General features: G+C 65.8%; 21 protein-coding genes and 2 tRNA genes. 15 read left to right on the forward strand and 8 right to left on the reverse strand.

Annotation, left to right across the window (positions count from 1 at the left end; genetic code table 11):
- From QF819_01360 to pnp, 8 genes are all read left to right on the forward strand, one after another.
- A partial coding sequence (locus QF819_01360; GenBank protein MDP6801816.1) for a translation initiation factor IF-2 occupies positions 1-753 on the forward strand: 753 nt, incomplete at its 5' end.
- A gap of 27 nt (positions 754-780) precedes the next feature.
- On the forward strand, positions 781-1077 hold the full coding sequence (locus QF819_01365) for a DUF503 domain-containing protein (protein ID MDP6801817.1): 297 nt from the start codon (positions 781-783) through the stop codon (positions 1075-1077).
- 3 nt (positions 1078-1080) lie between these two features.
- Complete coding sequence (gene rbfA / locus QF819_01370) at positions 1081-1482, forward strand: 30S ribosome-binding factor RbfA (GenBank protein ID MDP6801818.1); 402 nt, start codon at positions 1081-1083, stop codon at positions 1480-1482.
- Complete coding sequence (locus tag QF819_01375; protein ID MDP6801819.1) at positions 1472-2443, forward strand: bifunctional oligoribonuclease/PAP phosphatase NrnA; 972 nt, start codon at positions 1472-1474, stop codon at positions 2441-2443. Before rbfA ends, QF819_01375 begins: the two co-directional genes overlap by 11 nt.
- A 13-nt stretch (positions 2444-2456) precedes the next feature.
- Positions 2457-3341 (forward strand): tRNA pseudouridine(55) synthase TruB, encoded by an 885-nt coding sequence (gene truB, locus QF819_01380; GenBank protein MDP6801820.1) that lies wholly within the window; start codon positions 2457-2459, stop codon positions 3339-3341.
- Positions 3338-4360 (forward strand): riboflavin biosynthesis protein RibF, encoded by a 1023-nt coding sequence (ribF, locus tag QF819_01385; GenBank protein MDP6801821.1) that lies wholly within the window; start codon positions 3338-3340, stop codon positions 4358-4360. The genes truB and ribF overlap by 4 nt, the downstream gene beginning before the upstream one ends.
- A 46-nt stretch (positions 4361-4406) precedes the next feature.
- Positions 4407-4676 (forward strand): 30S ribosomal protein S15, encoded by a 270-nt coding sequence (rpsO, locus tag QF819_01390; protein ID MDP6801822.1) that lies wholly within the window; start codon positions 4407-4409, stop codon positions 4674-4676.
- Positions 4677-4722: 46 nt separating this feature from the next.
- On the forward strand, positions 4723-6894 hold the full coding sequence (pnp, locus tag QF819_01395; protein ID MDP6801823.1) for a polyribonucleotide nucleotidyltransferase: 2172 nt from the start codon (positions 4723-4725) through the stop codon (positions 6892-6894).
- Positions 6895-6979: 85 nt separating this feature from the next.
- On the opposite strand, the gene QF819_01400 is transcribed toward pnp, so the two are convergent.
- The 3 genes from QF819_01400 to QF819_01410 form a co-directional block, all read right to left on the reverse strand.
- Positions 6980-8110, reverse strand: coding sequence for an aminotransferase class I/II-fold pyridoxal phosphate-dependent enzyme (locus QF819_01400; protein ID MDP6801824.1), 1131 nt, complete (start codon positions 8108-8110; stop codon positions 6980-6982).
- Positions 8111-8229: 119 nt separating this feature from the next.
- Complete coding sequence (locus QF819_01405) at positions 8230-9294, reverse strand: DUF4388 domain-containing protein (protein MDP6801825.1); 1065 nt, start codon at positions 9292-9294, stop codon at positions 8230-8232.
- Positions 9291-11054 (reverse strand): hypothetical protein, encoded by a 1764-nt coding sequence (locus tag QF819_01410; protein MDP6801826.1) that lies wholly within the window; start codon positions 11052-11054, stop codon positions 9291-9293. The genes QF819_01405 and QF819_01410 overlap by 4 nt, the downstream gene beginning before the upstream one ends.
- 48 nt (positions 11055-11102) lie before the next feature.
- On the opposite strand from QF819_01410, the gene QF819_01415 reads away from it, so the two are divergent.
- The 3 genes from QF819_01415 to QF819_01425 are packed head-to-tail and all read left to right on the forward strand — an operon-like array spanning position 11103 to position 14891.
- Entirely contained in the window at positions 11103-11876 is a 774-nt protein-coding gene (locus tag QF819_01415) for a TrkA family potassium uptake protein (protein MDP6801827.1), read from the forward strand.
- On the forward strand, positions 11876-13168 hold the full coding sequence (gene asnS, locus QF819_01420; GenBank protein ID MDP6801828.1) for an asparagine--tRNA ligase: 1293 nt from the start codon (positions 11876-11878) through the stop codon (positions 13166-13168). The genes QF819_01415 and asnS overlap by 1 nt, the downstream gene beginning before the upstream one ends.
- A 22-nt stretch (positions 13169-13190) precedes the next feature.
- A complete protein-coding gene (locus tag QF819_01425) occupies positions 13191-14891 on the forward strand; it encodes a potassium transporter TrkG (GenBank protein ID MDP6801829.1) in 1701 nt (566 codons plus the stop codon).
- On the opposite strand, the gene QF819_01430 is transcribed toward QF819_01425, so the two are convergent.
- Positions 14888-15562 (reverse strand): glycerophosphodiester phosphodiesterase, encoded by a 675-nt coding sequence (locus QF819_01430; GenBank protein ID MDP6801830.1) that lies wholly within the window; start codon positions 15560-15562, stop codon positions 14888-14890. The genes QF819_01425 and QF819_01430 overlap by 4 nt on opposite strands.
- The gene (locus QF819_01435; protein MDP6801831.1) at positions 15559-18894 is read right to left on the reverse strand and encodes an FG-GAP-like repeat-containing protein; all 3336 of its coding nucleotides are present in this window, start codon (positions 18892-18894) and stop codon (positions 15559-15561) included. Before QF819_01435 ends, QF819_01430 begins: the two co-directional genes overlap by 4 nt.
- A 196-nt stretch (positions 18895-19090) precedes the next feature.
- Here QF819_01435 and gltX point away from each other — a divergent pair, with 196 nt between their 5' ends.
- The 3 genes from gltX to QF819_01450 all read left to right on the forward strand — a co-directional run bounded on the left by gltX (position 19091) and on the right by QF819_01450 (position 23170).
- Positions 19091-20563 (forward strand): glutamate--tRNA ligase, encoded by a 1473-nt coding sequence (gene gltX / locus QF819_01440; protein MDP6801832.1) that lies wholly within the window; start codon positions 19091-19093, stop codon positions 20561-20563.
- A gap of 183 nt (positions 20564-20746) precedes the next feature.
- On the forward strand, positions 20747-21424 hold the full coding sequence (locus QF819_01445) for an XRE family transcriptional regulator (GenBank protein MDP6801833.1): 678 nt from the start codon (positions 20747-20749) through the stop codon (positions 21422-21424).
- 36 nt (positions 21425-21460) lie between these two features.
- On the forward strand, positions 21461-23170 hold the full coding sequence (locus QF819_01450; GenBank protein MDP6801834.1) for a glycosyltransferase family 39 protein: 1710 nt from the start codon (positions 21461-21463) through the stop codon (positions 23168-23170).
- Positions 23171-23207: 37 nt separating this feature from the next.
- Here the strand turns inward: QF819_01450 and QF819_01455 are convergent.
- Positions 23208-23282, reverse strand: a tRNA-Glu gene (locus QF819_01455).
- 30 nt (positions 23283-23312) lie between these two features.
- Positions 23313-23388, reverse strand: a tRNA-Gln gene (locus tag QF819_01460).
- A gap of 213 nt (positions 23389-23601) precedes the next feature.
- Between QF819_01460 and QF819_01465 the strand changes: the two genes are divergently transcribed.
- On the forward strand, positions 23602-23961 hold the full coding sequence (locus QF819_01465; protein MDP6801835.1) for an STAS domain-containing protein: 360 nt from the start codon (positions 23602-23604) through the stop codon (positions 23959-23961).
- Positions 23962-23978: 17 nt separating this feature from the next.
- On the opposite strand, the gene QF819_01470 is transcribed toward QF819_01465, so the two are convergent.
- Positions 23979-24560, reverse strand: a complete 582-nt coding sequence (locus QF819_01470; GenBank protein ID MDP6801836.1) for a peptidylprolyl isomerase — start codon at positions 24558-24560, stop codon at positions 23979-23981.
- Positions 24561-24595: the final 35 nt, after the last annotated feature.

Genomic DNA, 24595 nt, shown 5'->3' on the forward strand with positions numbered 1-24595 from the left:
TCTTTCCTGGTGATGCCGTCGGATCGCGAGGCCAGAGACATGGCCCGTCGTCGCCAGATGGTTCTTCGTGAGCAGGCCCGCCGCAGCCAGACGCACACGACCCTGGAGAACCTCTTCGAGAGGATTCAAGAGGGGACTGCCCGGGAACTTCGCGCGATCGTGAAGGGAGATGTGGACGGTTCCGTGGAAGCGGTTGCGGACTCGCTGGAGAAGCTCTCCACCGAAGATGTCCACATCCAGATCATTCACCGTGGAGCCGGGGCGATCACCGAGTCGGATGTTCTTCTCGCGGCGGCCTCCGACGCCATCATCCTCGGATTCCATGTGAAGCCGGATCCCACCGCCGCCGGGGCCGTCAAGCGCGAGGGCGTGGACTGCCGGTCCTACGGCGTGATCTACGAAGCAGTGGAAGATGTCCGCGCTGCCATGGAGGGGCTCCTGGAGCCGGAGGTCGTTCGCAAGCAAGTCGGTCGTGCCGAGGTCCGCCAGATCTTCCGTGTCCCGAAGCTGGGCGCGATTGCCGGGTCTATGGTGCTGTCCGGAGAGGTTCGCAGGAAGGCGGGCGTTCTCGTGATCCGGGAAGGCGAGACTCTCCACGAGGGGGCCGTGGCTTCGCTCCGACGCTTCAAGGACGATGTCGCCGAGGTCAAGAACGGGTTTGAGTGCGGCATCGGCGTGGAGGGTTTCCCCGGGCTTCAGGAGGGGGATATCCTGGAGGTCTTCGAAGATGTAAAGGTTGCGCGACGCCTTTGATCGCGGGTGGTGTTCCCTGTGAGAGTCATGAGTCTGCAAATCGATTTCCGTCTACCGGAGAGCGATTCCCTGAAGGCGAAGCGAAAGGTGATTCGCAGTCTGCGTGACCGAATTCGCGCGCGTTATCCTGTGGCGGTTGCGGAAGTGGGGAGCCAGGACCTCCGTGCGAGAGCAGAGCTGGGGGTTGCGGCGGTGGGAGCGGAGGGCGGAAAGCTCACGACCGTGCTGGACGCGATCGTCCGCCTTGTGGAATCCGAACCCGGAGTTCTGGTGGTGAGCATGGACCGCCAGGACCATGGCACCGGTGAATACGGACAGTGGTGAGAAATGCGATCCAGATCCCGAACGCTTCGTAAGATGGACGGTCGACTGCGTGAGACCATCGCGCAGATTCTCTCCGTTCGTGTGGAAGACCCGCGTCTTCGTTTCGTGACTGTGCTCTCAGTGGAAGTCTCGCCGGAGTTCGACACGGCGCGCGTCTTTGTGTCCATTCTGGGGGACGAAACGGCACGGGAAGAGGCGATGCAGGGCCTCCGGGGAGCGGCGGGTTTCATTCAGGCCGAACTCGGGAGGACGGTACGCATTCGCCGAACTCCGCGACTGACCTTTATCTACGACGACAGCATTGTGCGCGGCATGCGGATGGACGGTATTCTGGAGAGTCTCGTCAGCGACGGACCGACCCCAGGGGACGGGGAACCGGAAGAGGAAGACCGGGATGACGCGTAAGGTTCTGGAGTTTGTGCAGGAGTACGACGGCTTCCGGATCCTGGCACACCGGGATCCCGACGGGGATTCGCTGGGGAGTCAGTTGGGGCTGGCGAACATTCTGCGGGCCACGAACAAGTCGTGTGAGGTCTTGGTCCACGGCCCGCTTCCCGCTTCCTACGATTTTCTCCCGGGCGTGGACCAGGTGCTGGAATCTCCCGCAGGGCGGATGCCGGACGGGCATGCAGTGATCGTCCTGGACTCCACATCACCGGAACGCCTCGGACCGCTCCAGAGCGCGGTGGAAGAGGGTGTGCCGCTTCTCAACATCGATCACCATCCGGACAATACGCGGTTTGGTAATGTGGCCTGGGTAGATCCCACGGCGGCTGCAACCGCACAGCTGATCGCGGAGCTGGCGAGCGCAGCCTCTCTTCCGGTCAGCCCGGGTGCGGCGTTCTGCCTGTACACGGGACTCCTCACGGACACCGGTCGCTTCACCTTCTCGAACACGGATGCCCGGGCGCTGGAGGTGGCCGCGGGACTGGTGCGACACGGGGCGGATCCACGGGGGATCGCCACGCAGATCTACGAACGCCTGCCGGCTGCCGGGGTCCGACTGCTGGGGAAAGCGCTGGACAGCCTGGAGGTCACCGGGGATGGGCGAGTCGGTGTCCTTCTGGTGACGCGGAAGATGCTGGCGGAGACGGGTGCATCCACGCAGGATTCCGAGGGATTCGCGACCTTCGCCCGGTCCATTCGCGGGGTTCGCGTGGGGCTTTTCCTTCGGGAGACCGTGGAGGGCGATGTCAAGGTGAGCTTCCGATCCAATGAAGGAGTGCAGATCGATGGACTGGCAGGCCGGTTTGGAGGCGGGGGGCACGCCGCCGCCGCAGGAGCCCGGATTCCGGGGCCGATCGAGGAGGCGAAAGAAGTCCTCCTCCAGGCGATCAAGGCGCACCTCGACGGGGCGGACTCCTGACATCCACGGAGTCGTGGCATTCGACAAGCCGTCGGGTTGGACCTCGCACGATGTAGTGGGAAAAGTGCGCGGGATTCTCGGCGGTGTGCGCGTCGGGCATGCGGGCACGCTGGATCCGGACGCGACCGGCGTCCTCCTCCTTTGCGTGGGGAGTGCCACGAAGGTCTCCGCATTCCTCATGGAGTCGCACAAGGAGTATCTCGGTCGGGGGCACCTGGGAATCGTAACGGACACTCAGGATGCGGCGGGTCAGCTCGTGAGTCAGGCCGTCGTAGAGTGCAGCGCTGAAGAAGTCCGCGCGAAAGCGGCGGCCTTCGTGGGGGTCATCCAGCAGATCCCGCCCATGTATTCGGCAGTCAAAGTAGATGGAAAGAAGCTCTACGAGCTTGCGCGAAAAGGGGTCACCGTGGAGCGCAAGCCGCGCGAAGTCACGGTGGAGGAGTTTGAGATCCTCTCGGCGGCGCCTCCGGTGTTCGACTTTCGCCTGCGCTGCTCGAAGGGGACCTATGCCCGCACGCTGGTTCACGACCTGGGAGAGGCGCTGGGCTGCGGGGGGCACCTTGCGCAGCTTCGTCGGTCACGCCAGGCGGGCTACGCCGAGGCGGACCTGCTGCCCGGCGAGGTGTTGAAGTCCCCGGACGCCGGGGAGAGGATCCTCCAGAGGATTCGCCCCGCCGGAGAGGCTTTCGCGTATCTGCCGCAGCTGGAGATGCCGCGCGGTTCCCTCTTGCGTGTGGGGTCCGGCTTCGCCGTAGCCTCGGGGCCTTCCGGACTGGTGCGTCTGGTGGCAGCGGACGGTTCGCCGCGCGGGCTGGGTCGCGTGGGCAAGGCGGGCGGGGAGGTGGTCTTCGTCTTTGGGGCGGTCACGCACACGGCACCCCGGGAGGCGAAGAGTTGATTCGCATCGCCGGCTCGCACGATCTGAAGCGGGTGGGGAGCGGACCGCTTGCGGTCGCGCTGGGAGTTTTCGACGGGGTGCATCGCGGGCACCGGGCCGTACTTGCCGCGCTCCGGGATGGCGCACGAGAGGCACGGGCGGCTTCTATGGTCGTGACCTTCGACCCGCATCCGCTGGAGGTTCTTCGCCCGGATGCGGCACCCATGCTGCTCACCACGGTGGAAGAACGCCTGGCGCTCCTTGGGGAGTGCGCGGTCGATGCGGCCTTCGTGTATCCGTTTGACCCGACTGTCGCCGGGCTATCGCCGGGAGAGTTTCTTGCACGGCTGGTCCCGCCTGGAGCGGAGCTTCGGCTTCTGGTGGCCGGGCATGACTTCCGAATGGGGAAGGACCGTACCGGCGGCACGCGGGAACTTCGGGCGGAAGGGGAAAGGCGCGGGTTCCGGGTCGTGGAGATTCCGGCCACAATGGAAGGCGACCGCTCCATTTCGTCGTCGTGGGTGCGGGCGCTCCTTACCAAAGGGCGCGTTCGGGAAGCCACGGAACTTCTGGGGCACCGCTACACGCTGGAGGGAACGGTGGGGCGGGGCAGAGGAATGGGACGGAAGCTCCAGTTCCCCACGGCGAATGTCGATACGAAAGATCGAAGGAAGCTCCTCCCGCTTCACGGAGTCTATGCGGCTTTCGTGTCGCTGAAGGGGGAGGATCCGCGGAATGCGGTGGTGAACATCGGGACGCGCCCCACCTTCGGAGATTCGCCGGAAGTGGTGGTAGAGGCGCACATTCCGGGGTTCAGCCGAGACCTGTCGGGGGCTTGGGCGGGACTGGCGCTGGTGGAGAGGATTCGGGACGAGAGGAGATTCGCCTCCCCGGAGGCCCTCTCGGCGCAGATTTCGGCGGATGTGGAGGTCACAAAGAAGGTGTTGGAGGTGGCGAGAAAGCAGGTATTTCCCCCTTGTGTCCCCGGGGGGGCTCTGCTAGATTCTCGCGCTGTCGTCGATAGGAAGCGAAAGAGATGAAGCGAGGAGCCCCATGGGGGGGCACCCAGGGAGAACCCAGCAGGCCATGACGCTGTCGAGGGATGCCAAAGCGGATGTTATCCAGAAGCACCAGAAGCACGAGCAAGACTCGGGCTCACCAGAGGTGCAGATCGCTCTCTTGACAGAGCGGATCACTTACCTGACCGGTCACTTCCAGAATCACAAGAAGGACCACCATTCGCGTAGAGGACTCCTGAAGCTCGTCGGGCGCCGTCGTCGCCTACTCGACTACCTGAAAGCGAATAAGATCGAGCGCTATCGCGCCGTTCTGAAAGAGCTGGGTCTCCGAAAGTAGGTTGTCCGCCCTCAATCAATCGCAGGGCGGGACAGAGAGGAATTCCATGAAAACCACGAAGTCTGTGCGTATCGGGAGCGCGGAGCTCTCGTTTGAGACCGGGCATGTGGCCAAGCAGGCCAGCGGTTCGGTGATGGCTCGTTACGGCGATACGGTGGTCCTTGTGACTGCCCAGGCCTCCGGCAAGGATGATCCCGGCCGGGGTTTTCTTCCGCTCACGGTCGAGTACCGGGAGAAGTTCTACGCAGCCGGGAAGATCCCCGGCGGCTTCTTCAAGCGGGAGGCGCGGCCGAGTGAGAAGGAGATTCTCACCTGCCGCATGATCGATCGTCCCATCCGTCCCCTCTTCAGCAAGGGCTGGAGCCAGGAGACGCAGGTGATCGCCTATGTCCTTTCCGCCGATCAGGAAAATGACTCGGACATCGTTGCCCTGACTGGGGCGTCCATGGCGCTCTGCCTGTCGGATATCCCGTTCGACGGTCCGCTTGGGGCGGTCCGAATCGGGCGCGTGGACGGTGAGTTCATCGTCAACCCCACCTTTGAGCAACGGGAAGAGGCAGACCTCATCCTGGCCGTGGCAGGGAAGAAGGACTCCATTGTCATGGTGGAAGGTGGCGCGCAGGAAGTGGAAGAGAGCGTCGTGGTCGAGGCTCTTCAGCTTGCCTTCGACGAAATCCAGAAGCTCATCGGGCTTCAGGAAGAGATGCTGGCCACCGGTGTGGGGCACGACAAGGTGGAGTTCACTGCCCCGGCGCCTTCGGAGGAACTGACTGCCGCGGTCCACGAGGCCGTGGGCGGGAAGATCCACGAGGCCAACCTGAACCAGGAGAAGAAGACGCGCTCGGAGGCCGTCTCCGCCGTTCGCGCAGAGGTGATGGAAGCCCTTGCGGAACAGTTCCCGGAAGATGGGTCGCACATTCGCACGGTCGTCTCCGCGATGGAGAAGGAGGACCTGCGTCTTGCGGTTCTGGACGAAGAGAGGCGCGCGGACGGTCGAGGTCTGAAGGACATCCGGCCGATCTCGTGCGAGGTGGGTGTGCTTCCGCGTCCGCACGGATCGGCGCTCTTTACGCGGGGCGAGACTCAGGCGCTGGTTGTGACCACCCTTGGAACCACGACCGACGAACAGAAGATCGATGCGCTGGAAGGGGCCACCTACAAGAGCTACATGCTCCACTACAACTTCCCGCCGTTCTGCGTCGGAGAAGTGCGCCGTATGTTCAGCACCAGTCGCCGGGAAGTCGGCCACGGTGCGCTGGCGGAGCGGGCACTGGAGCCGGTGATTCCCAGCGATGAGATCTTCCCCTACACCGTGCGTCTGGTGTCGGAGGTCACGGAGTCGAACGGTTCGTCTTCGATGGCGAGCGTCTGCGGAGGCTCGCTGGCTCTCATGGACGCGGCCGTTCCGATCAAGACTCCGGTGGCGGGGATTGCCATGGGGCTGATCGGCGAAGGAGATCGGTACGCCGTGCTGAGTGACATCCTCGGGGTGGAAGACCACCTCGGCGACATGGACTTCAAGGTCACGGGTTCGCGGGATGGCATCACAGCCCTCCAGATGGACAACAAGCTCGGGGGGATTCCTTTCTCCGTGCTGGAGCAAGCCTTGATGCAGGCCCGCGACGGTCGTATCCACATTCTCGACAAGATGTCCGAAGCGTTGGAGGCTCCGCGCGAGGAACTCAGTGAGTTTGCCCCGCGCATCCTGCAGCTCTCGATCAACCCGAAGAAGATCCGCGACATCATCGGCCCCGGCGGGAAGATGATTCGCAGCATCTGCGAGGAGACCGGCGCAAACATCGATGTCGATGATGACGGCTCGGTGAAGATCTCGTCGGTGGATCGTGCGGCCGGACAGGCTGCGCTCCAGCGGGTGAAGGACATCGTGACGGACCCGGAACTGAATGCCACCTACACCGGCAAGGTTCGTCGCATCGAGCCTTTCGGGGCGTTCGTGGAAATCCTCCCGGGACGCGATGGACTGGTTCACATCTCCGAGCTGGATCGGGAGCGTGTGAATGAGGTGACGGACATCGTGAAGGAAGGCGATGTGCTGACGGTCAAGGTCATTGGCATCGACGACTCCGGCAAGGTCCGGCTGTCCCGGAAGGCCGTGATCATGGAGGAGGCGGGCGAGGAGTATGTCCCGTCGACTCGTGGCCCCCGGCGCGATTCGCGAGGACCGCGACGCCGTGGCCCGGTGGGCGCTCGTCGCTGACCGCTGTGCGGCAAGATGACGCGAGGCCCCGGTCCCATGCGGACCGGGGCCTTTTTGTTCGCAGCCGAGCCCGGTGGAGTGGCCGTCAGGTGTTCAGGATGCCGCTCTCGCGGATTCTGTGGACGGCTTCCTGCACGCGCTCTTCGTCGATAATGAGCGAGATGCGACAGAACCCTTCCCCGGCATCCCCGAACCCTGCACCGGGGCTGATGAGGACGCCGGTCTGGTCAAAGAGGCTCGTTACGAAGCTCACGGAGTCGGTGAATCCTCTCGGGATCCGGGTCCAGAGGTAGAGCGTGGCAGGAGGCACGGTGACTTCCCAGCCCGCTTCCGCCAGTCCCGCCACGAAGAGATCGCGGCGTGCCCGATAGGTCCCGCGCAGGTCGTCGATGGGGCGGCGTGAGCCGAGAAGAACCTGGGCGGCGGCCCGCTGTACGGCCATGAAGACGCCGAAGTCGAGATTGCTCTTCACCTTCAGCAGGAGGCTTCGGATCTCCGCATTCCCGGCAAGGAAACCGACTCTCCATCCGGCCATACTGAAGGTCTTCGAGAAAGAGTAGAACTCCACGGTGCGGCTTCGGGCTTCAGGAATCTCCAGAAAGCTGGGTGCCGGAGCGTCCTCGTCCAGAGTGAGGTCCGCGTAGGCAATGTCGGACACGATGACGATGTCGTGCCTCTCCGCGAAGGTCAGGATTTCGCGGTAGTGGTCCAGATCACAGACCGCCCCGGTGGGGTTGCCCGGGTAGTTCACGAGCATCATCTTCGCGCGATTGGCGACATCATCGGGGATCCGGTTCACATCGATCAGGAAGCCGTTCTCCTCCAGCAGCGGCATCTCCTGCACTTCGGCCTGCGCAATGCCGGCAGCACCGAGATAGGCCGGGTAGCAGGGGGTGGGCACCAGGAGGGTGTCGCCGGGGTTCAGGAGCGCCAGATACAGGTGCCCGATGCCTTCCTTGGTTCCGATGACGGGGAGAACTTCGGTGTCCGGATCCAGCGTGACGGAGAATCGACGATCGTACCAACTGGCGATGGCTTCCCGGAACTCGCTGATTCCATCGAAGGGCGGGTAGCGGTGGTTCTGGTGCGCGGGGTCATCCAGCGCGTCGTGAAGGGCGCGCGTGATGGTGTCGTCCGGGCGAAGATCCGGATTTCCGACGCCGAGATCGATGACATCGACTCCGCGCGCAACGGCCTTTGCCTTCATCTCGTTCATGGTCTGAAAGATGTAGGGTCGCGATTTGGCGATCCGATCAGCTGCGCGGGACATGCCACACCTCGGGTTGGCGGAAAAGTGGTGCCGGGCGGCGTTCTGCGGCCCGGGAGCGCTTGCCGTCAGTGTACTCCGGCAGACCCGGCGGGGGGAGAGGGAACCGCCGGGAGAATCGACGCGGAGGTGGGCGGGGGGACGATGGAGGAAGAGTCGCTGGCCGCAGGCATGGAACGGGCTTCGCACTCGGCGAGGAGGGCAGGCGGGATGCCGCTCTCGACAAAGCGGTCATGACGAGCGGAGGCGCGCTTCATGGTGTCGCGAAGCGTCAGGTACTCGCGCAATACGGGGTCTTCGTGTCGCCCCGGAGCTTGCGCAACGGTGAAGATCACCGCGAGCAGAAAGGCGGCGGACAGCCCGAGTCGGGTTGCGGCCGTGGAGGAAGCGCGGCCGGAACCGGGCGGCGTCGGCGCGGATCCGGGAGTGGAGGGCAAGAGCGACAGGATTCCTTCGCGCACTCCCGCATGGAGGATTCTCATCGTGGAGTGACGGTCCATGCCGCACTCGTTCACCAGCTCACCGACACTGCGTCGGCCGTCGACCAGGCGAAGCACCATGCCCGCGGCCTCATCTTGTGGATCCACCGCTTCCGCGTGTATCAGCACGGGAATGGACTGGTCCGAACCGAGGGCCGATCGCATCTCCTGGATCTCGTCCGACTTGCGCGCGGCTTCCATGAGCATCGGTCCCACCTCGACCGCGAGAAGGTGCGCGGACGGGGAGTCCGGGGAGTCGTCGGACTCGAACTCGTACTGTCCGCGCTGGATCGCCATGAGTTCAAAGACATCCTCTTCGATCATTCCCTCAAAGAGCGTGCGCACGTCGGCGCGGGGGAGGAAGCCGCCCCGGGAGAGTACGGTCGCGGTGTCGTGGCCGGTGCGCGAGGTCTCTGCGAGGAGACGCTCTTGCAGCGAGACCGGAAGGCGACGCCCGTGCACGAGGTATTCGGCGAAGCGGTCGGTGCGGTCGGCGGGATTCGCGGTGGAAGTGATGCGCCCCTTGCGGAAGAAGAGGAAGCGGCATTTCCCGCCGGAGATCACCTTGAGCCAGCCGGTCTTGTGCTGGGAGGCGATCAACTGGAGCACCTCGGGAAGACCGACCTCGTGAAGCGGTCCGCGGAACGACATCATCGCCCTCCCCGGGGAGACCGTCCCCGGCTTCGCGTAGCCCGGGCGCAGAGGATGAGCGAAACGATCGAGAGTGATGCCAGCTCGAGTGCGGTGGCCGACAGGGAGAAGGAGCCCGTAGAGACGGAGACGGTCGCGCAGGCGGCGAAGAGTGCCAGCGCCGTGGCGGATCGCCCGAGAGTCCAGTGTCCCGCGCCGGGAATGAGGACGGACAGTGCCAGCGTGGCGCGGCGCTCGGCGCGGAGCGTGGCGTGTCGGCGGCGCGCCAGTGCGGCGTCGCGGGCGAGCGGAGTCCGAACGCGATGCCGAAGGCGATAACACTCCGGGCAGAGGCTTCGACGGAGTTCGCGGAAGTGGCACTTTCGGCATACGGAGCGTCCACATTCGGTGCAGACTCGGGCGCGGGGGAGACGACGGGAGCGCGTGGCGAGGAGTGCGCCGAGGAAGAGGGGGACGCACCACCAGACCGGTCGAAGCGGAACGAGGAGGGACAGCGATGCGCGGGAAGCGGCAGCCCACGAGAAGTCCTCTGCGCCGCGACGGAGGAGGATCTCCCAAAATGTGGCCGCGCCCGGGAGCGGGTCCGGATGGGTTCGTCCGTCGAGGCCGGTCTCTGGTACGCGGTACCCTCGTTCGAGTGCGCGGCGGAATGCGGCGTCCGCCCGGGCGAATTCCAGCTGTGCGTTCCATGCGCGCGCGCGGTTGGCGTGAGGTATCGGTTCGCGGGGCGCGAGGAGCGTGGCGCGGTCGTACTGGGCCAGTGCTCCAGTCGGGTCGTCCGCGACGAGCAGAGCGGATCCCAGCGCGTTGCGATACTCCCAGCGCGTGGGTTCCAGTGCTACCGCGGCGCGGAGTTCGGCCAGGGCGGTCCTGGCGTCGCCATGGTTCCCGGCACGGATCCCGACGAGCGCACGCCGGAGGGCGTCTTCGGCACCCGGCGCTTGGGCGGACGCGGGGCGGGGAGGCGAAACCTCTCCGGCGGTCGTTCGGGCCTCCCAGAGCGTGTGCAGCGCGGAGCCGGGGGAACCCGGCAGAACGAAACTGGCCCACAGCGTCAGCGCAAACGGCGACAGCGCGAGCAGGAGTGCGGCCGCGACGGGTGCGCGTCTCTCGCGGAGAGAGATCGAGGGCCACGCGGCGACGGTTCCGATGAGAAGGGTCCAGAGGAGCGCCGCCGTCGCCCCCAGCGCAGCCACGGGAAGAGTGGGCAGCAGCAGCAGCAGAAAGGCCGCCGGGGAGCGCAGCCTCGGGGGGAGGAAAGCGAGGCGCTCCCGGATGGCATGATGAAGGCCGGGGAGCGTGGACGCGATCCGAAGCATCCCGGCGACGATCAGCACCCACAGCCCGATGCACGCCCCGCGCGAGAGGACCCATTGCACCGTCGCAAGCTGGGACGGGAAGGAGTGCGACCAGGCCCGCCACACCGCCGCCGTTTCCTGCGTCCAGCGCGCGTCTCCACTGCGAAGGAGCGCCGTGGCGGTCCGCGCGTGAAGAGAGGGCGACTCCGCATCGAAGTGACCCGCAGCGAGAAGAACAGAAGCCCGGGCCGCCGCGCCGGGCGTGGCATCGGCCAGTGTGGAGAATCCACGAGCCCAGTGAAGGTCACGCGAGGCTCCGGCCTCGGACATGGATTGAAGGCGATCCCGCGCACTCTGTTCGCACGGAAACTCAGGAACGCCCGCGATTCCCTCCGTGGCGAACAGGACCACCAGTCCAAGGCCCGCGGCCAGAGAGAGTCGTCGATCATTCGGGGATGAAAACACCGGGCATTCCTCCGAGTCGGCGCAATACACCTCCCCGGCGTTATCGGCATTGCGTGGGATGCGCTTGACCGGCCACCGCGTGCGTCGCGTTGCCAGGATTGTGGACACCCGGTAGGATGCGCGGCAGGGGGAGTCCCGGAAGGAGGGGTCATGTCGAAAAAGGTGGCGGTGATCGGACTGGGGCGTTTCGGCCTGTCCACGGCGCAGGAAGTGATGGATCTGGGCGGAGAAGTGCTCGTGATCGATCGGGATCCCTCCGCGATGGCGCGCTATGAGTCCAGGTTTTCGGTGGGCGTCGTGATGGATGCCAGGGACCGCAAGGCGCTGGCCTCTCAGGGTCTGGAAGAAATGGACGCGGTGGTCATGGCCATCGGAGAGGACTTCGAGTCGAGCATTCTCGTCACGCAGCTTCTCAAGGAGCTCGGGTGCTCGCAGATCATCGCGCGTGGAAAGACGGAGACCCACGGGAAGATCCTCCGCAAGGTCGGAGCCCATGAGGTGGTGTTCCCCGAGGATCTGACGGGACGGCGGGTGGCCCGGAAGATCCATCACCCCGGACTGGTGGGGTATGCGGATCTTGTGGGAGGTTACGCGTTGGCGAGCATCCCCGCGCCTGAGGAGGCGGTGGGCCGGTGCCCGCTGGATGGGGATTTCCCCGGACGGCCCCGGACCTCCGTGCTTCTGGTGAGAAAGATGGACCGGAGTGGAGGGAAGTCTCTGAAGATCCCCGCAGCGGAGACCGTAGTCGAGACGGGAGACATTCTGATCATGATGGGGCTGCCCGAGGATCTGGAGAAGTGGTCCGGGAAGTGGAGGGCGTGATGAAACCGACTGATGTGGAAGACCTTCGGAACCACTCCGAAGAGACCGTGACGCTGCGCGGGTGGGTGGACAATGTCCGATCGAGCGGGAAGATCCTGTTTCTGATCCTCCGGGATGGAACGGGAAGAGTGCAGTGCGTCCTTGCGAAGAAGGAAGTGGGCGAGGAACTCTTCGATCGGGCTCGGGGACTTCCGCAGGAGTCGGCCGTGACGGTGACGGGGACCGTCTCGCTGGATGATCGGGCTCCCGGTGGCGCGGAGCTGCACGCTTCGGGCGTAGAGGTACTGGCCGAGGCGGAGCCCTTCCCGATCACGCCGAAGGAGCATGGGGCGGCGTACTTGCTGGACCATCGGCATCTCTGGCTGAGATCGGCACGCCAGCACGCCATCCTGCGCGTGCGGGCGGAAGTCATTCGCTCGCTTCAGGAGTTCTTCGACACCCGAGGCTTCCTCCGCGTGGACAGCCCCATTCTCACTTCCAATGCGTGCGAGGGTACCTCCACGCTCTTCTCCACCGACTACTTCGGGCAGGAAGCCTACCTCTCGCAGAGCGGTCAGCTCTATGCGGAGGCGTCCGCTCTGGCCTTCGGCAAGGTGTACTGCTATGGGCCCACCTTCCGGGCGGAGAAATCGAAGACGCGCCGCCATCTCACCGAGTTCTGGATGGTGGAGCCGGAAGTGGCGCACCTGACCCTCCCGGGGCTTCTGGAACTGGCGGAGGAGTTTGTCTCGCATATCGTCCAGTCGGTGCTGAAGAACCGTCGCCTCGAGCTGGAATCGCTGGGGAGGGATCTTTCACGGCTGGAGAAGATCGTGCCGCCCTTCCCGAGACTCCGTTACGCCGAAGCCATTGCCATCGCACGGGAAGGTGGCTCGGAAGTCACCGATGGTGAGGATCTCGGCGCGCCGGACGAGACGCGGATCGCGGAGAGGTACGACAAGCCGGTCATGGTGACGCACTACCCGCAGCAAGTGAAGGCGTTCTACATGGCGAGGGATCCGGAAGAGCCGGATCGCGCGCTCTGTGTGGATATGCTGGCTCCGGAAGGGTATGGGGAGATCATCGGTGGCAGCGAAAGAGAAGCGGACCTGGACCGGTTGCTGGAGCGGATGCGGCACGAGGAGATCCCGGAGGAAACGCTGTCGTGGTACACGGACCTCAGGCGCTATGGAACGGTTCCGCACGCGGGCTTCGGTCTGGGTGTCGAGCGCGTGGTGGCGTGGCTGTGCGGGATCACCCATGTGCGGGAGACGATTCCCTTCCCGCGGCTGATTCATCGTCTGAATCCTTGAGTCCTCTGTTCCGGGAGGGACATTGAGCACCAGAGCGGCTGCCTGGAAGCTCGCTGCGGGCCTGGAGTCGTTTGGCGCGGTGGCCGCACTCGTCGGAGCCGGGGGCGTCCTCCTGGAGGCGGGCCTTCCTGCTGGAGGCGGGGCGGGCGCTCCCGCCGCCGGGATGTTCTTGTGGCTCGCCTTGTGCCTCGCGATACAACCGCTCCTTTGTCGCGGTCTGCGGCGAGGGAAGCCCACAGCTTCCGGTGGAGACTGGCCCACGCTGATCGCGGGAGGCGTGTTCCTTCTGGTCGTGTGGGGGCCATGGGGACCGCCGCGTGCATGGGATGCGTTCCTCCTCCGTGGCTTTCTGGTGCTCTCGCTGGTTTTTCGACTGAATCGATTGACCGCAGTCCTGGCGGTCGCCCGGGTCAGACCGGCGCGCGCTTTGGTCTCCGGATTCCTCGGGATGATCGCGCTCGGCACCGCTGCCCTCTCGCTACCCGGGGCGGCCAGCGGTGAGCGACTGGACTTCCTGACGGCGCTCTTCACCGCAACTTCCGCAACCTGCGTGACGGGACTTACGGTGATCGATCCGGGCACGGACCTTTCCGGATTCGGGCAGGGCGTGCTGCTCGTCCTCATTCAGGTGGGCGGGTTGGGCCTCATGACCTTCACCACGCTCTTCGCCGCGGCCCTCGGGCGCCGTCTCGGATTGCGTGAGCGGGAACTCCTGCGAAATGTCCTGGGCGCGGAGAGCCTGGCGACCGTGGGGCGGACTCTCGTCGCGATCGCGGGATTCACGCTGTTGCTGGAGGCCGCGGGAACCGCCGCGCTCTACATCCACTGGGCGGAGGCGTTCCCCGATCGGGGAGAGCGGCTGTTCACCGCGCTCTTTCATGGCGTCAGCGCGTTCTGCAACGCGGGCTTCTCCCTCTTCTCGCAGAACATGGAACGCTTCGCGGGAGACACCTGGACTTACGGGGTGATCTCGATCCTGGTGCTGGCCGGAGGGCTGGGGTTCTTCGTGCTGCAGGATCTGCTCGGGCGGCTTCGCGCGAAGCGGGAGGAGTCGGGCTATGCGCTTGGAACGCGCCTTTCGGTGAGCGTCTCTCTGGTGCTGCTCCTCGGAGGCGCGGCGATCCTCTGGCTGTTGGAGGGGGACGGCACCGGGGAGGGTCTTGCGCCCGGGGCTCGCGTCGTGGAGGCGGTGTTCCTTTCGGTGACGGCACGAACGGCGGGCTTCAACACGGTGGATGTGTCGTCCATGACGCACGCCGGGACGATGGTTCTTCTCTTCCTGATGTTTGTGGGAGCCTCCCCGGCGTCTACCGGTGGCGGCGTCAAGACGGTGACGCTGGGAGTCTTTCTGGCGGCGCTTCGTTCAGCCCTGCGCGGACGGCGGCGGGTGGAGATCTTCCGGCGGACACTGGACCCCGGCGATGTCTCGCGTGCGATGGGAATCATCGTCCTCGGGGCGGCGCTGACGGGGGGATCGGCGATCCTTCTGGCCGCGGTGGAACCGTTTTCGTTTGAGGACACGCTGTTCGAATCGGTTTCGGCGTTCGGAACGGTCGGGTTGTCGCGGGGGATCACGGCTTCACTTGGACCGTGGGGGCGGGTGATCATCATCGTGACGATGTTCCTCGGCAGGATCGGGCCGATGTCACTGGGGCTGGCACTGGTGCGGCGAGGTCGTGGCGGCCGGTACGAGTACCCGAAAGAGCGGGTTCGCTTCGGCTAGCGGCGGGAGCGGAGGATCATGCCGGGGTCGTCGGAGATCACCGCCTCGACACCCCATTCCCCGAGGCGCCGGGCACGCTCCGGCTCATTGACGACATAGCACCAGAGCCGCGTGCCGAGCGACCGGCAGGACTCCACGACAGCGGGGCCGTGAATCAGCGAGTCGTGAAGCACCAGCACCGAAAGGCCAAGCTCATCCACGAGCGCGGGTTGGGGGAGCGTGTCAGCGGGGCCGAGAAGGAGGCCCCGGGGGATCGAGGGCGCGTGAAGGCGGGCCTCGCGAAGTGCGCGCTGCGAGAACGAGGACACTAGGGCGCCGGGGCCTTCCGGGCAGGGGAGTTTCGCGGCGAGCACCTCCCATGCCGCGGCGGGCATCGGTTCCTTGACCTCGGCGTTCAGATAGAGGACGCGCGCGAACTCGTCGAGGATGGCCGAAAGGCGGGGGAGTCGGCTTTCCGCAGCGTCCAACTGAGAGAGACGGGCAGCGCGGTGGGCCGTTCGAAGAAGCGTCGCGTCGTGGAGCAGGACGGGGACGCGGTCACGGGAGCACCGTACATCGAACTCGACGCCATCGGCCCCGTCTTCGATGGCACGGAGGAAGCCCCGCGGAGTGTTCTCCGGGGCGCAGGCCTTCGCGCCCCGGTGGCCCAACACGAGCGGGAATCCGCTCACCGGCTGCCTGTCGTCCCGGGAGCGCGCGCCGCATCGGCGACAAAGTCCCGTGTGACACGGCTTGCGCGTCGCGTATTCCATTCAGCCTGGTAGGCGCGGTGGAGAGGGTCGTCCGGGTAATGCTCCTGGGCACCGTATGGATACCCGGACATGGCGTGAAACGGCAGAGGCCGGACATGCTGCGCCAGGGAGGTGTTCGGGTCTCCATCCTTCGCCCACCCCTCGAAGAGGAAGAGGTAAGTGCGCTGCAGACCGGGCGCCAGGGGTGGCAGGCGATCGGCCCGCCACTTGAGCGTGCATTCATCGCCGGTGGCCATGATGACGAACATGTCCTCCGGGTCGAGGACCAGCGGGGTGACATCGCCGTACTTCGTATACAGCCCGGCGTGCGGGTCCCACGGTGGGTCGGTGGCGCGAAGTTCATCGTATTCGAATCGTTCGGGCTCCTCACCAGACGCCGAGAAGATGGGTTCCGAGAAGCCGCGATAATGCAGGTGGGCGGAGTCGGGGGAGAGGACGCGAACGACCGGTTGCGCGGAAGGCGCCCCCACCTGGAGCCGCGCGCGGTCCCAGTAAATGCGCAGCGTGGTGGAAATGCGAAGGCGTGCGCGGCCGTGGGGGAAGGCGCCGGTGAGGTCGACGGGAATCGACTTCATCTTCCCGGCGGGGAAACCCACTTCAATCGGAAGTTCCGACCAGCCTCCCTTCCCGTCGTCGACCAGGATCGACGGCGGGATGAAGTCGTGCCGGGGGTCCTGCGAAATCGCGATGTTGATCGACGCGTTCGTCCAGAAGAACCAGCCCGTGAGGTGGAGCGTGAGCGGCGCATCGGGGGGGACTTCGCCGAAGTCGAGTTCCAGCGCGTGCATCTTCGTAATGCCCTGATACTGCGTGAGCGGGAGATCGCCGACAACCAGGTCGTCAACCTCCAGGAGGCGTTCGGTGACCGGGCGGCCTTCGTGATCGATGGCCGTGGCGGGCGGGCGTGCGTGTTCGTCCAGCAGGTGCACGCCGAACTCGGGGAAGGGCGGGAACTTGAACTTCTCGTTGGGTTGCGCCTCGGTGTGTTCCGGGTGGTCGATGGCGTAGAGCTGAACGCGGTCGAGATAGGTGACCTCGCGGAGCTCTTCGGTAACCTGCGCCACGAGGTAGCCGTCGGCGTCCGGCTGCAGCTGTCGGGAGGTGACACGGATGGCTTCGTCCCAGTCGGGCGGGACATAGAAGCCGGGCGCAATCGGAAGGCCCAGCGGCGTGACGGAAAGGATGTCGGTGATGTAGACGAGGCGGTGGCCGTCGAAGGTGTAGAGGAATGGGCACGAACCGACGAGACCGGCCTTCTCCTCCACGGTCGTGAGCGTTCCGGGTGTGGCATCGGTCACGCCCTGAAGAATGCCGTTGGGCCATCGTACGCGGATGGCGTCGACGCGGGGCTGAGGTCCGAGACCGAAGTGAACGGGGCCGCCTTTCCCCTCGCGGCGTGCGTAGCGGGAGCCCGCGAGAAGTTCAAACTGGGTGCCCAGCCCGTCGAGGTTGTTCTTCACGCCCACGGGTTCCAGCACGACCCATCCGCCGACCTCCCCGATGTGCGTGGCGAGACGGGCGGTGGGACCCGCAATGATGAGATCCATCCGCCCGTCACTGTCGGCAAGGACCGGCGCGACGGGGCGAATCGCAGGGGTGGAAAGGGTGGCCAGCGCCGCCGTCGCGTTCACAAACGCAAACCCTCCCTCGTTGAGGGCGAGTGCCGCACCGGTCGCCGACGCGGCCAGGAGATCCAGACGGCCGTCGTTGTCGAAGTCGGCGGACCAGAGCGAACGCCCCCCCGCCACCGGGCGAGTGACGCGGCCGGAGAGCGCCGGAGCGGCGGTCGGGGCAAACCGAAGCGCGCCTTCGTTGGAAGCAAGATGGACGCCGTCGGGTCCGGCGGCTGCGATGTCGAGATCTCCGTCGGAGTCAAAGTCGCCGAGAAGGAGGTCCACGGCGCCGGAAGGAAGTGCGTCCAGGGCGGAGTGGAGGCGGAAGACTCCCCCGCGAAGGCTCTCAGCCGGAAGTGCCCGGCCGTCTTCCGTCAGGAGGAGAAGGTCCACATCCATGTCGTCGTCGAGGTCGCCGGAAAGGCCCAGCGAAACCGCCCCGGCGCCGGAAAGGCCGGACTCCGCGGTGGCGTCCGAGAATGTGCGGTCTCCGTGGTTCCGCAGAAGGCGGAGGCCGCCGGGGGTGCATGCCAGGAGATCGATGTCGCCGTCATGATCGAAGTCCACCGGACAGAAGCTGCGGGCTTCATCGGGGAAGACCGGTTGCGACACTTCCCATGCGCCGGACACTCCAGGGTGAAGGTGGATTCCATCCGCCCCGCAGCGAAGGAGGTCCACCGTACCGTCATTGTCCATGTCCAGCGCCCGGGCGTGCGTCACGCCGGTGAGACCGGCAAGGCCGCGGCTTCCGGTGACATCGGTGCGTGCCCCGTCCGCGTCCGTCCGGAGGTCGTGCAGCGCGTTTCCATCTCCGAGGAGAAAGTCCCGGTCGCCGTCTTCGTCGAGATCCGCGCACTCCGCCCAGGTGATGGGACCACCCGGGAGATCGGTCGTACGAAACACAGGGAGGGGGCCGGCCGCCCGGACATCGGCAGGGCGGTCAAAGTCGGCGAGTTCCATCAGCTCGCCGCCTTCGAGGTCTTCTTCCGACAACTGGGCTCCCTTTCCCGCCTTCACGAGAGCCTTGTACTCGCGGAGGTACTCCGTGCCCTCGGCGCGGCGGCCCAGCTGGATGAGCGTGCGGGCGGCCCGATAGAGCGCGGAAGCGTGATGACGGGGTGCGAGATCGGGGCCGATGGCCAGCACTCGCTCAAACTCCGCCAGCGCGGTCTCGCTGTCGCGGGCACGCACCGCCAGAATGCCGAGGTTGTAGGCCAGCTCCGGTGCGGTGCCGCCGTGCTCCCGGCATGCGAGAAGTGCCGCGCGGGCGGCGTCCGCGTTGGCGGCGCGCTTTTCGAGGATCCCCCACGCGTAGAGTACCGCCGGATCCGACGGGTTCCGCCTGCGTGCCGTGTCGAGCGCGGCGCGGGCTTTCTCCAGATCTCCGGCGAGAAGATGGGCGACTCCCGCATTCCGTGCATCACCCGCACTTCGGGGGGCCAGACGAAATGCGGCGGAGAGTTCGCGGGAAGCTTCGGGCCAACTGTCGTTCACGAAGTGGACTGCGCCCAGATTGCGGTGGAGCCAGAGCTGGTCCTCCGCTTTCGGGGCAAGGTCCGTGGCCCGGGAAGCCGAGGGGAGAAGCAAGGCCAGCGCGGCGACAAAGGTGGTGCGTCGCGGGAAGTGTACTGGATACACGGCGGGACTCCTTGAGCGGGGTCAGGTGAGTTTCGGGTCGCCTGGAGGCCGGAGCAAAACTGTAGTCGCATCATTCGGGCGGGGCCAGCGAGAAAGGCGACCGACCGGTCCGTGCCGCTTTCTTGACGCGGCAAGTGGGACCCTGATAGCGTGCCTCGGCCGACTCAGCATTCCCCTTTTCACGCCGGAGTGTCCGATGGGTTCCTCCCCGCGCGTCCGATTCGCCCCGAGTCCGACCGGATCGCTCCATGTGGGCGGCGCCCGGACCGCTCTCTTCAACTGGCTGTATGCGCGGGCGAAGGGCGGGAGCTTCGTTCTGCGCATCGAGGACACCGACGCAGAGCGCTCCACCGGAGAGTCCGCCGCTTCGATTATCCGCGATCTGGAGGCGCTGGGCCTCTCCTGGGACGAGGGCCCGGGCTGCGGAGGGGAGTGTGGCCCGTACTTCCAGTCGGAGCGACTGGAGCTGTACCGGGCGGCTGCGGAGCGGCTTCTTGCAGATGGGAAGGCGTATCGGTCATTCCAGACCGAAGAGGAACGGGCGCTGGTGCGCCAGGCGCGTGAACGCGGCGAGAGTGCAGAGGCGGAGGCGCGGTATACGGAGCTGGATCGGGACGAGGAGGCCCGGAGAATGGATGCGGGCGAACCCTTTGCCGTCGTATTCCGAGTGGAACCGGGGGAGACGGTGGTCCACGACCTCGTGCGCGGAGAGGTGCGCTTTCGAAATGAGGATCTGGGCGACTTCGTGATTGTGAAGTCGGACGGACGGGCGTCCTACAACTTCGCCGTGGTCGTGGATGATGCCGCCATGCGGATCGATCCGGTCCTGCGCGGCGAGGACCACCTGTCGAATACTCCGCGGCAGATCCTGCTCTACCGGGCCCTCGGTTACGCGGTCCCGCAGTTCGGCCATGTATCCATGATTCTCGGTCCGGACAAGACGCGCCTTTCGAAGCGGCACGGCTCCGTCTCCGTGCAGCACTTTCTCGCCGCCGGGATTGTGCCTGAAGCGCTGGTGAACTATCTGGCGCTCCTCGGGTGGGGAGCCGGTGACGATCGCGAGTTCTTCACGCTGGAAGAACTGGTGGGTGCGTTCAGTCTGGATCGTGTGGCACGCACCGCCGCGACTTTCGACCCCGCAAAGCTGGAGTGGATGAACGGTCGCTATCTGGCGGATCTCCCCGACGAGCAGCGGGGGGAGCTGGTCCACGCATTCCTCCAGTCGCGCGGGTTGAGGGAGATGGGGCAGGAGGTGAGTCCTGCGCGCGCCCGGGAACTGGCGGCACTGGTCGGAGATCGAATGAAAACGGTGCCCATGTTTCTGGACTATGCCGGGTTTTTCTTTGAGGAGAGCATTACCCCGAGCGCTGAAGATATCGAAGGCGTGCTGGTGAAGCGCGCGGTTCACACGGATCTTTGCGCGCTGGCAAGGCGACTGGATGCAGTGGAGCCGTGGAATGACGCCGGTGTGGAGACCGCCTTCCGGGACTTTGCGGAAGAGTCGGAGCTGAAGTTGCGCGACATTGTCGGCCCGGCGCGCCTTGCTGTTTCCGGGAAGCGCCAGAGTCCCGGGATGTTCGAGTCGATCACGCTCCTCGGAAAGGAGCGCTCGGTTTCCCGCCTGTGCGCGTTCGGAACCGCCCACCCCCCCCGGGCAGACGAGTCCTGATGCGGCAGGGCTTGCAGAGATTGAGCAAAGCCGAGTATACTTGACTCTTGCCGCGCGTTTCCGCCCCCCGGAAAGTGCGTCGTCCTGATGGTCGTCCCCCGGACCATAGACTGCTCCCCCCAGGATGCAGGTTTATTCTGGTGCCCGTTCCCCTGCGGGCCGGAACCGAGAAGGGAACGGTCCATGGAAGTCTTCGGATCCAAGTTGCGGTACTACCGGAAGCTCAGGCGACTGACGCAGGCGGAACTCTCCCGGCAAGTGGGCGTGGCACCGGCGTACATCAGTCAGATTGAGTCGGGTCTTCGCATTCCCAGCCTGCCTGTGGCCAGACGGTTCGCTCGTGTGCTGAGCGTGGACATCGAAGTCCTGCTGGGAGACAGCCGAAAGCCGGATCTGGCGGACGACACGCTCTCTCATTCGGAGAAGCTGGAACTGTTGCGGCAGTTGACCATGGCGGTGGAGTCGGAGATCGATGAGGGGACCCGGGAACTGGATCCGGAGACCTATCCGGGAAGTACGGTGAGGAGGCTGCACTCGACAGAGGCCACGGCCGTGCGCGCATACACCTTCCGGGCGACCACTCCGGAAGAGCAAGCGGACTTCCGTTCCCACGACGGGAACGAAGAGATCTATTGCGCGGTCGGGACTCTGCAGGTGAAAGTGGATGAGGAAGTGCTCCATCTTTCACAGGGGGAGACTGCGCAGTTCGACGCGCCTCGCGCGCACGCGGTCACGGGGTCACCGGGTTCTGTGGCGATCTCGACCGTGTCCCCGCCCGTCACCCGGGAGAACCTCAGGGTGCGGATGGATGTGCGGGGGTCAGACACGGACCGGAGGGCTTCGGTGAAGGCCCGAAGCTAGCGCAGGCCGCACAGTCATTGCCCGGGGGAGTCTGCGTTGCGCCGTCGCATTCGTCATGCCCGGGAATTGCTGCTTGTGTTGGGGGTCGCCGTCGTGGCGCGCCTTCTCTTCCGCATGGAAACGGGCGGCGATTCCCTGTTCTCCCTGTTGGCCATCGACGAGCGATTGTACTTCCGCCTCGGGCAGCAGTTCGCCTCCGGAGATTACGGCTTCGGGGCGGAGCCGCTGTGGTTTGCGCCGCTCTACCCGACGCTTCTCGGGCTGATCTTCGCGGTGGCCGGTCCTTCCGCAGAGGTCATTCGGTGGGTCCAGACCCTGCTGGGCTGCGGGACGGCGGTTCTTGTGGCAAGCCTCGCGGGGCGGGTCGCATCGCGCCGGGCAGCACTGATGGCGGGTCTGGCGCTGGCCGTGCTTCCGGCGGCTCTCTTCTTCGAAGGACGACTCCTTTACACATCGATCACGCTGTTTGGTACGGCGCTCTTCCTGCGCCTTCTGGTGGAGGCGTGGGAGGAACCACGGGGGGCGTTGCGGTACAGCGTCTGGGCCGGGCTGGCACTGGGGCTCTTGGGCCTTGCGCGGTCGAATGTGCTTCTTTTCGCGCCCGTGGGGGCGCTCCTTCTGCTGTGGCGGAGGGGATGGCGGTCCGGGGTGCTGTTCGGCGCGGGAGTCTGCGTGATGCTTCTCCCGGTGCTCCTTCGGAACGGAGTCACAAGTGGCGAGTGGACGCCGATGACAGTCAACGGCGGGATGATTCTGGCGACTTCATTCGAAGAGGGTTCTGTGGGCGGGCGTGCCGGGCTGCGAGGCCCCACGGACTTTGGGCCCGGAGGGTCGTACCAGCGCGAGGCGGAGCAGGCCCTCGGGAGGCGTGTTTCGCTGGCGGAGGCGTCTCGGTACCACCGGGACCTTGCGGTGTCACGAGTGCGCAACGATCCGGCGGGGGCGGCGCGGTTGGTGGTGCGCAAAGTGGCGCTCCTCTTCAATGCGCGGGAGATCGGCGACAATCTGGACCTGGAGTTCATGCGGGAGAGGTCCGTCGTGCTGAGGTGGATTCCGGCACCCTGGGCGATCGGGATGGCGGCCGCGCTGGCGGGGGCGGTCGTTGCGGTCCGGCGCCGCAAGGAGTCGCACCTTCTGCTGCTGGCCTTTGCGCTGGTCTATGCGATCAGTCTCCTCGTGTTCTTCGTGAACTCCCGCTATCGACTTCCTCTGGCGGTGCCGGGGGCGGTTCTCGGCGCGGTGGGTGTTTGCCGGATCCTGGATCTTGCGCGGCTCCGAAAGTGGAGGCCGCTGGCACTTCCCGCGCTCGTGGTCTCGGTGGTGCTGGCGGCGGGGCTGCGCGATCCCGGGGTGCGTGCGGATCCGGCGCTTCGCCTCCTGGCCGTGGGGGCGGCGCTGGAGGGCGCGGGAGATCACGAGGAGGCGCTGGCGATGACCGATGCCGCCATCGAGCAGGCTCCCGAGATCCCGGGCGCTTACCAGAACAGGGCGGTGAGCCTGCTGGCCCTGGGGCGCCGGAGGGAGGCATTGGCGGCGGCCACGGAAGCGCTGCGACGGAACCCGGCCCTCTTCGATGCATGGATGACGCGGGGCGCGATCCTTGCCGGAGAGGGGCTGCTGGAGGAAGCGGCGGTGGCCTTCGAGCGCGCGGTCCAGCTCTCGCCGGATGACCCGGGCGCGCGGCGGAATCTCCGTCGGGCGCGAGAGATGCTGGAGGCCGGGCCTGAGAGGACTGCGCAAGAGTAAGCCCGGGGAGAAGCGCTTGCTTCCGCCCCGGGCTGCTTGGCAGGGCCACGGGGAATCGAACCCCGGTTTGAGGACTGAGAATCCCCCGTCCTAACCCCTAGACGATGGCCCCGTGTTGCAAGATCCGCGTGTGCCGGACTTCTGGCTGGGGAGGGAGGACTCGAACCTCCAGCTTCCTGATCCAGAGTCAGGCGTCTTACCAATTCGACGACTCCCCAGCAGATCGACACGCAGGGTAGGGATTTGGCCCTCACGCGTCAAGCCGGTTTCGGCTGGAGGCGATGCCGGGGGGGGGGGAAGCGTGGTTCTCGCCGCCTTTCGCGTGACGCCGGACGACGGGGCGGATAGACTGCGGACCCGCGACCCCGACGGGGCGTTCGCGAGAGTCTTGAAGGGGGCGCCGAGAGGCCAGGCCCGAAGGGAGAGGTTTCGTGAAGATCAAGCGCAGCGATCGGGGAGACACCGTCGTCCTGCACATTTCCGGGAAGGTACTGGGCGGGCCGGATTCGGATCGTTTCCGGGAGGCCGTGTCCGGTCTGGTCGAAGAGGGAGTGAAGAAGCTCGTGATCGACCTGAGCGATGTCCCCTGGATGAACAGCTCAGGCGTGGGCATCCTCATCTCCGCATACACCAGCATGCGGAACGCGGATGCGCGCGTGGTCTTCCTGAACATCAACGAGCGCGTGAAGGCCATTCTCATGGTGACGAAGCTTCTGACGGTCTTCGAGAGCTACTATTTGCTGGAGGACGCACTCGCAAGCCTCGACGGCCCGCAGCCCTCCCGAACCTGAGGCGGCGCGCTCGTCACTCACGGGGTTTGCGGAGGGATCTCCCGCAGATCCACGCTCAGGACGCGAACCGGTTTCAGCGGTACGCGCTTCCGATCCGTAGACACCTGCGCCACGCGGTCGAGCGTGTCCATTCCCTCGGCGACCCAGGCGAAGACGGTGGATCGGTCGTCCAGTCCGGGATTGTCCAGCAGGCAGACAAACCACTGGCTCCCCGCCGTGCCGTCCTTGCCATCCCGGCGGGCCATGGCGACGGCTCCCCGCGTGTGTGGAATGTCATTCGGTTCAGGAGGCAGGAAGTAGCCCGGGCCGCCGGTCCCGTCGCCGCCACCCTCGCGGAAATCCGGATTGCCGGTCTGAACCAGGAATCGCGGGACCACCCGATGGAATGGGAGGCCGTCGAAGAATCCTTCATCGGCAAGCCGCAGGAAGTTCGCCGTCTGGTTGGGTGCGATGGCCGCGTGGAACCGCAGGACGAAAGTGCCGAACTTCTCCACGCGAACGACCGCCTCGACCCGGGGAAGGGCGTCGGGGGAAGGCGTCTCGGCAGGAGCCGATGAAGCCAGCGCGAGCACGACAGAGAGAGACAGACAGAGCCTCAAGGGAGCGCCCCTTCCAAGTTTCGGAATCGTGTGTC

It is taken from the genome of Gemmatimonadota bacterium, from assembly GCA_030747075.1.
In the GTDB taxonomy this organism is placed as follows: Bacteria; ARS69; ARS69; order ARS69; family ARS69; genus ARS69.

Coding starts and splice junctions, on each gene's coding strand:
- rbfA (MDP6801818.1), top strand. CDS start 1,081: ATGCGATCCAGATCCCGAACGCTTCGTAAGATGGACGGTCGACTGCGT.
- rpsO (MDP6801822.1), top strand. CDS start 4,407: ATGACGCTGTCGAGGGATGCCAAAGCGGATGTTATCCAGAAGCACCAG.
- QF819_01445 (MDP6801833.1), top strand. CDS start 20,747: ATGGAAGTCTTCGGATCCAAGTTGCGGTACTACCGGAAGCTCAGGCGA.
- QF819_01375 (MDP6801819.1), top strand. CDS start 1,472: ATGACGCGTAAGGTTCTGGAGTTTGTGCAGGAGTACGACGGCTTCCGG.
- QF819_01365 (MDP6801817.1), top strand. CDS start 781: ATGAGTCTGCAAATCGATTTCCGTCTACCGGAGAGCGATTCCCTGAAG.
- asnS (MDP6801828.1), top strand. CDS start 11,876: ATGAAACCGACTGATGTGGAAGACCTTCGGAACCACTCCGAAGAGACC.
- gltX (MDP6801832.1), top strand. CDS start 19,091: ATGGGTTCCTCCCCGCGCGTCCGATTCGCCCCGAGTCCGACCGGATCG.
- pnp (MDP6801823.1), top strand. CDS start 4,723: ATGAAAACCACGAAGTCTGTGCGTATCGGGAGCGCGGAGCTCTCGTTT.
- QF819_01400 (MDP6801824.1), bottom strand. CDS start 8,110: ATGAACGAGATGAAGGCAAAGGCCGTTGCGCGCGGAGTCGATGTCATC.
- QF819_01405 (MDP6801825.1), bottom strand. CDS start 9,294: ATGATGTCGTTCCGCGGACCGCTTCACGAGGTCGGTCTTCCCGAGGTG.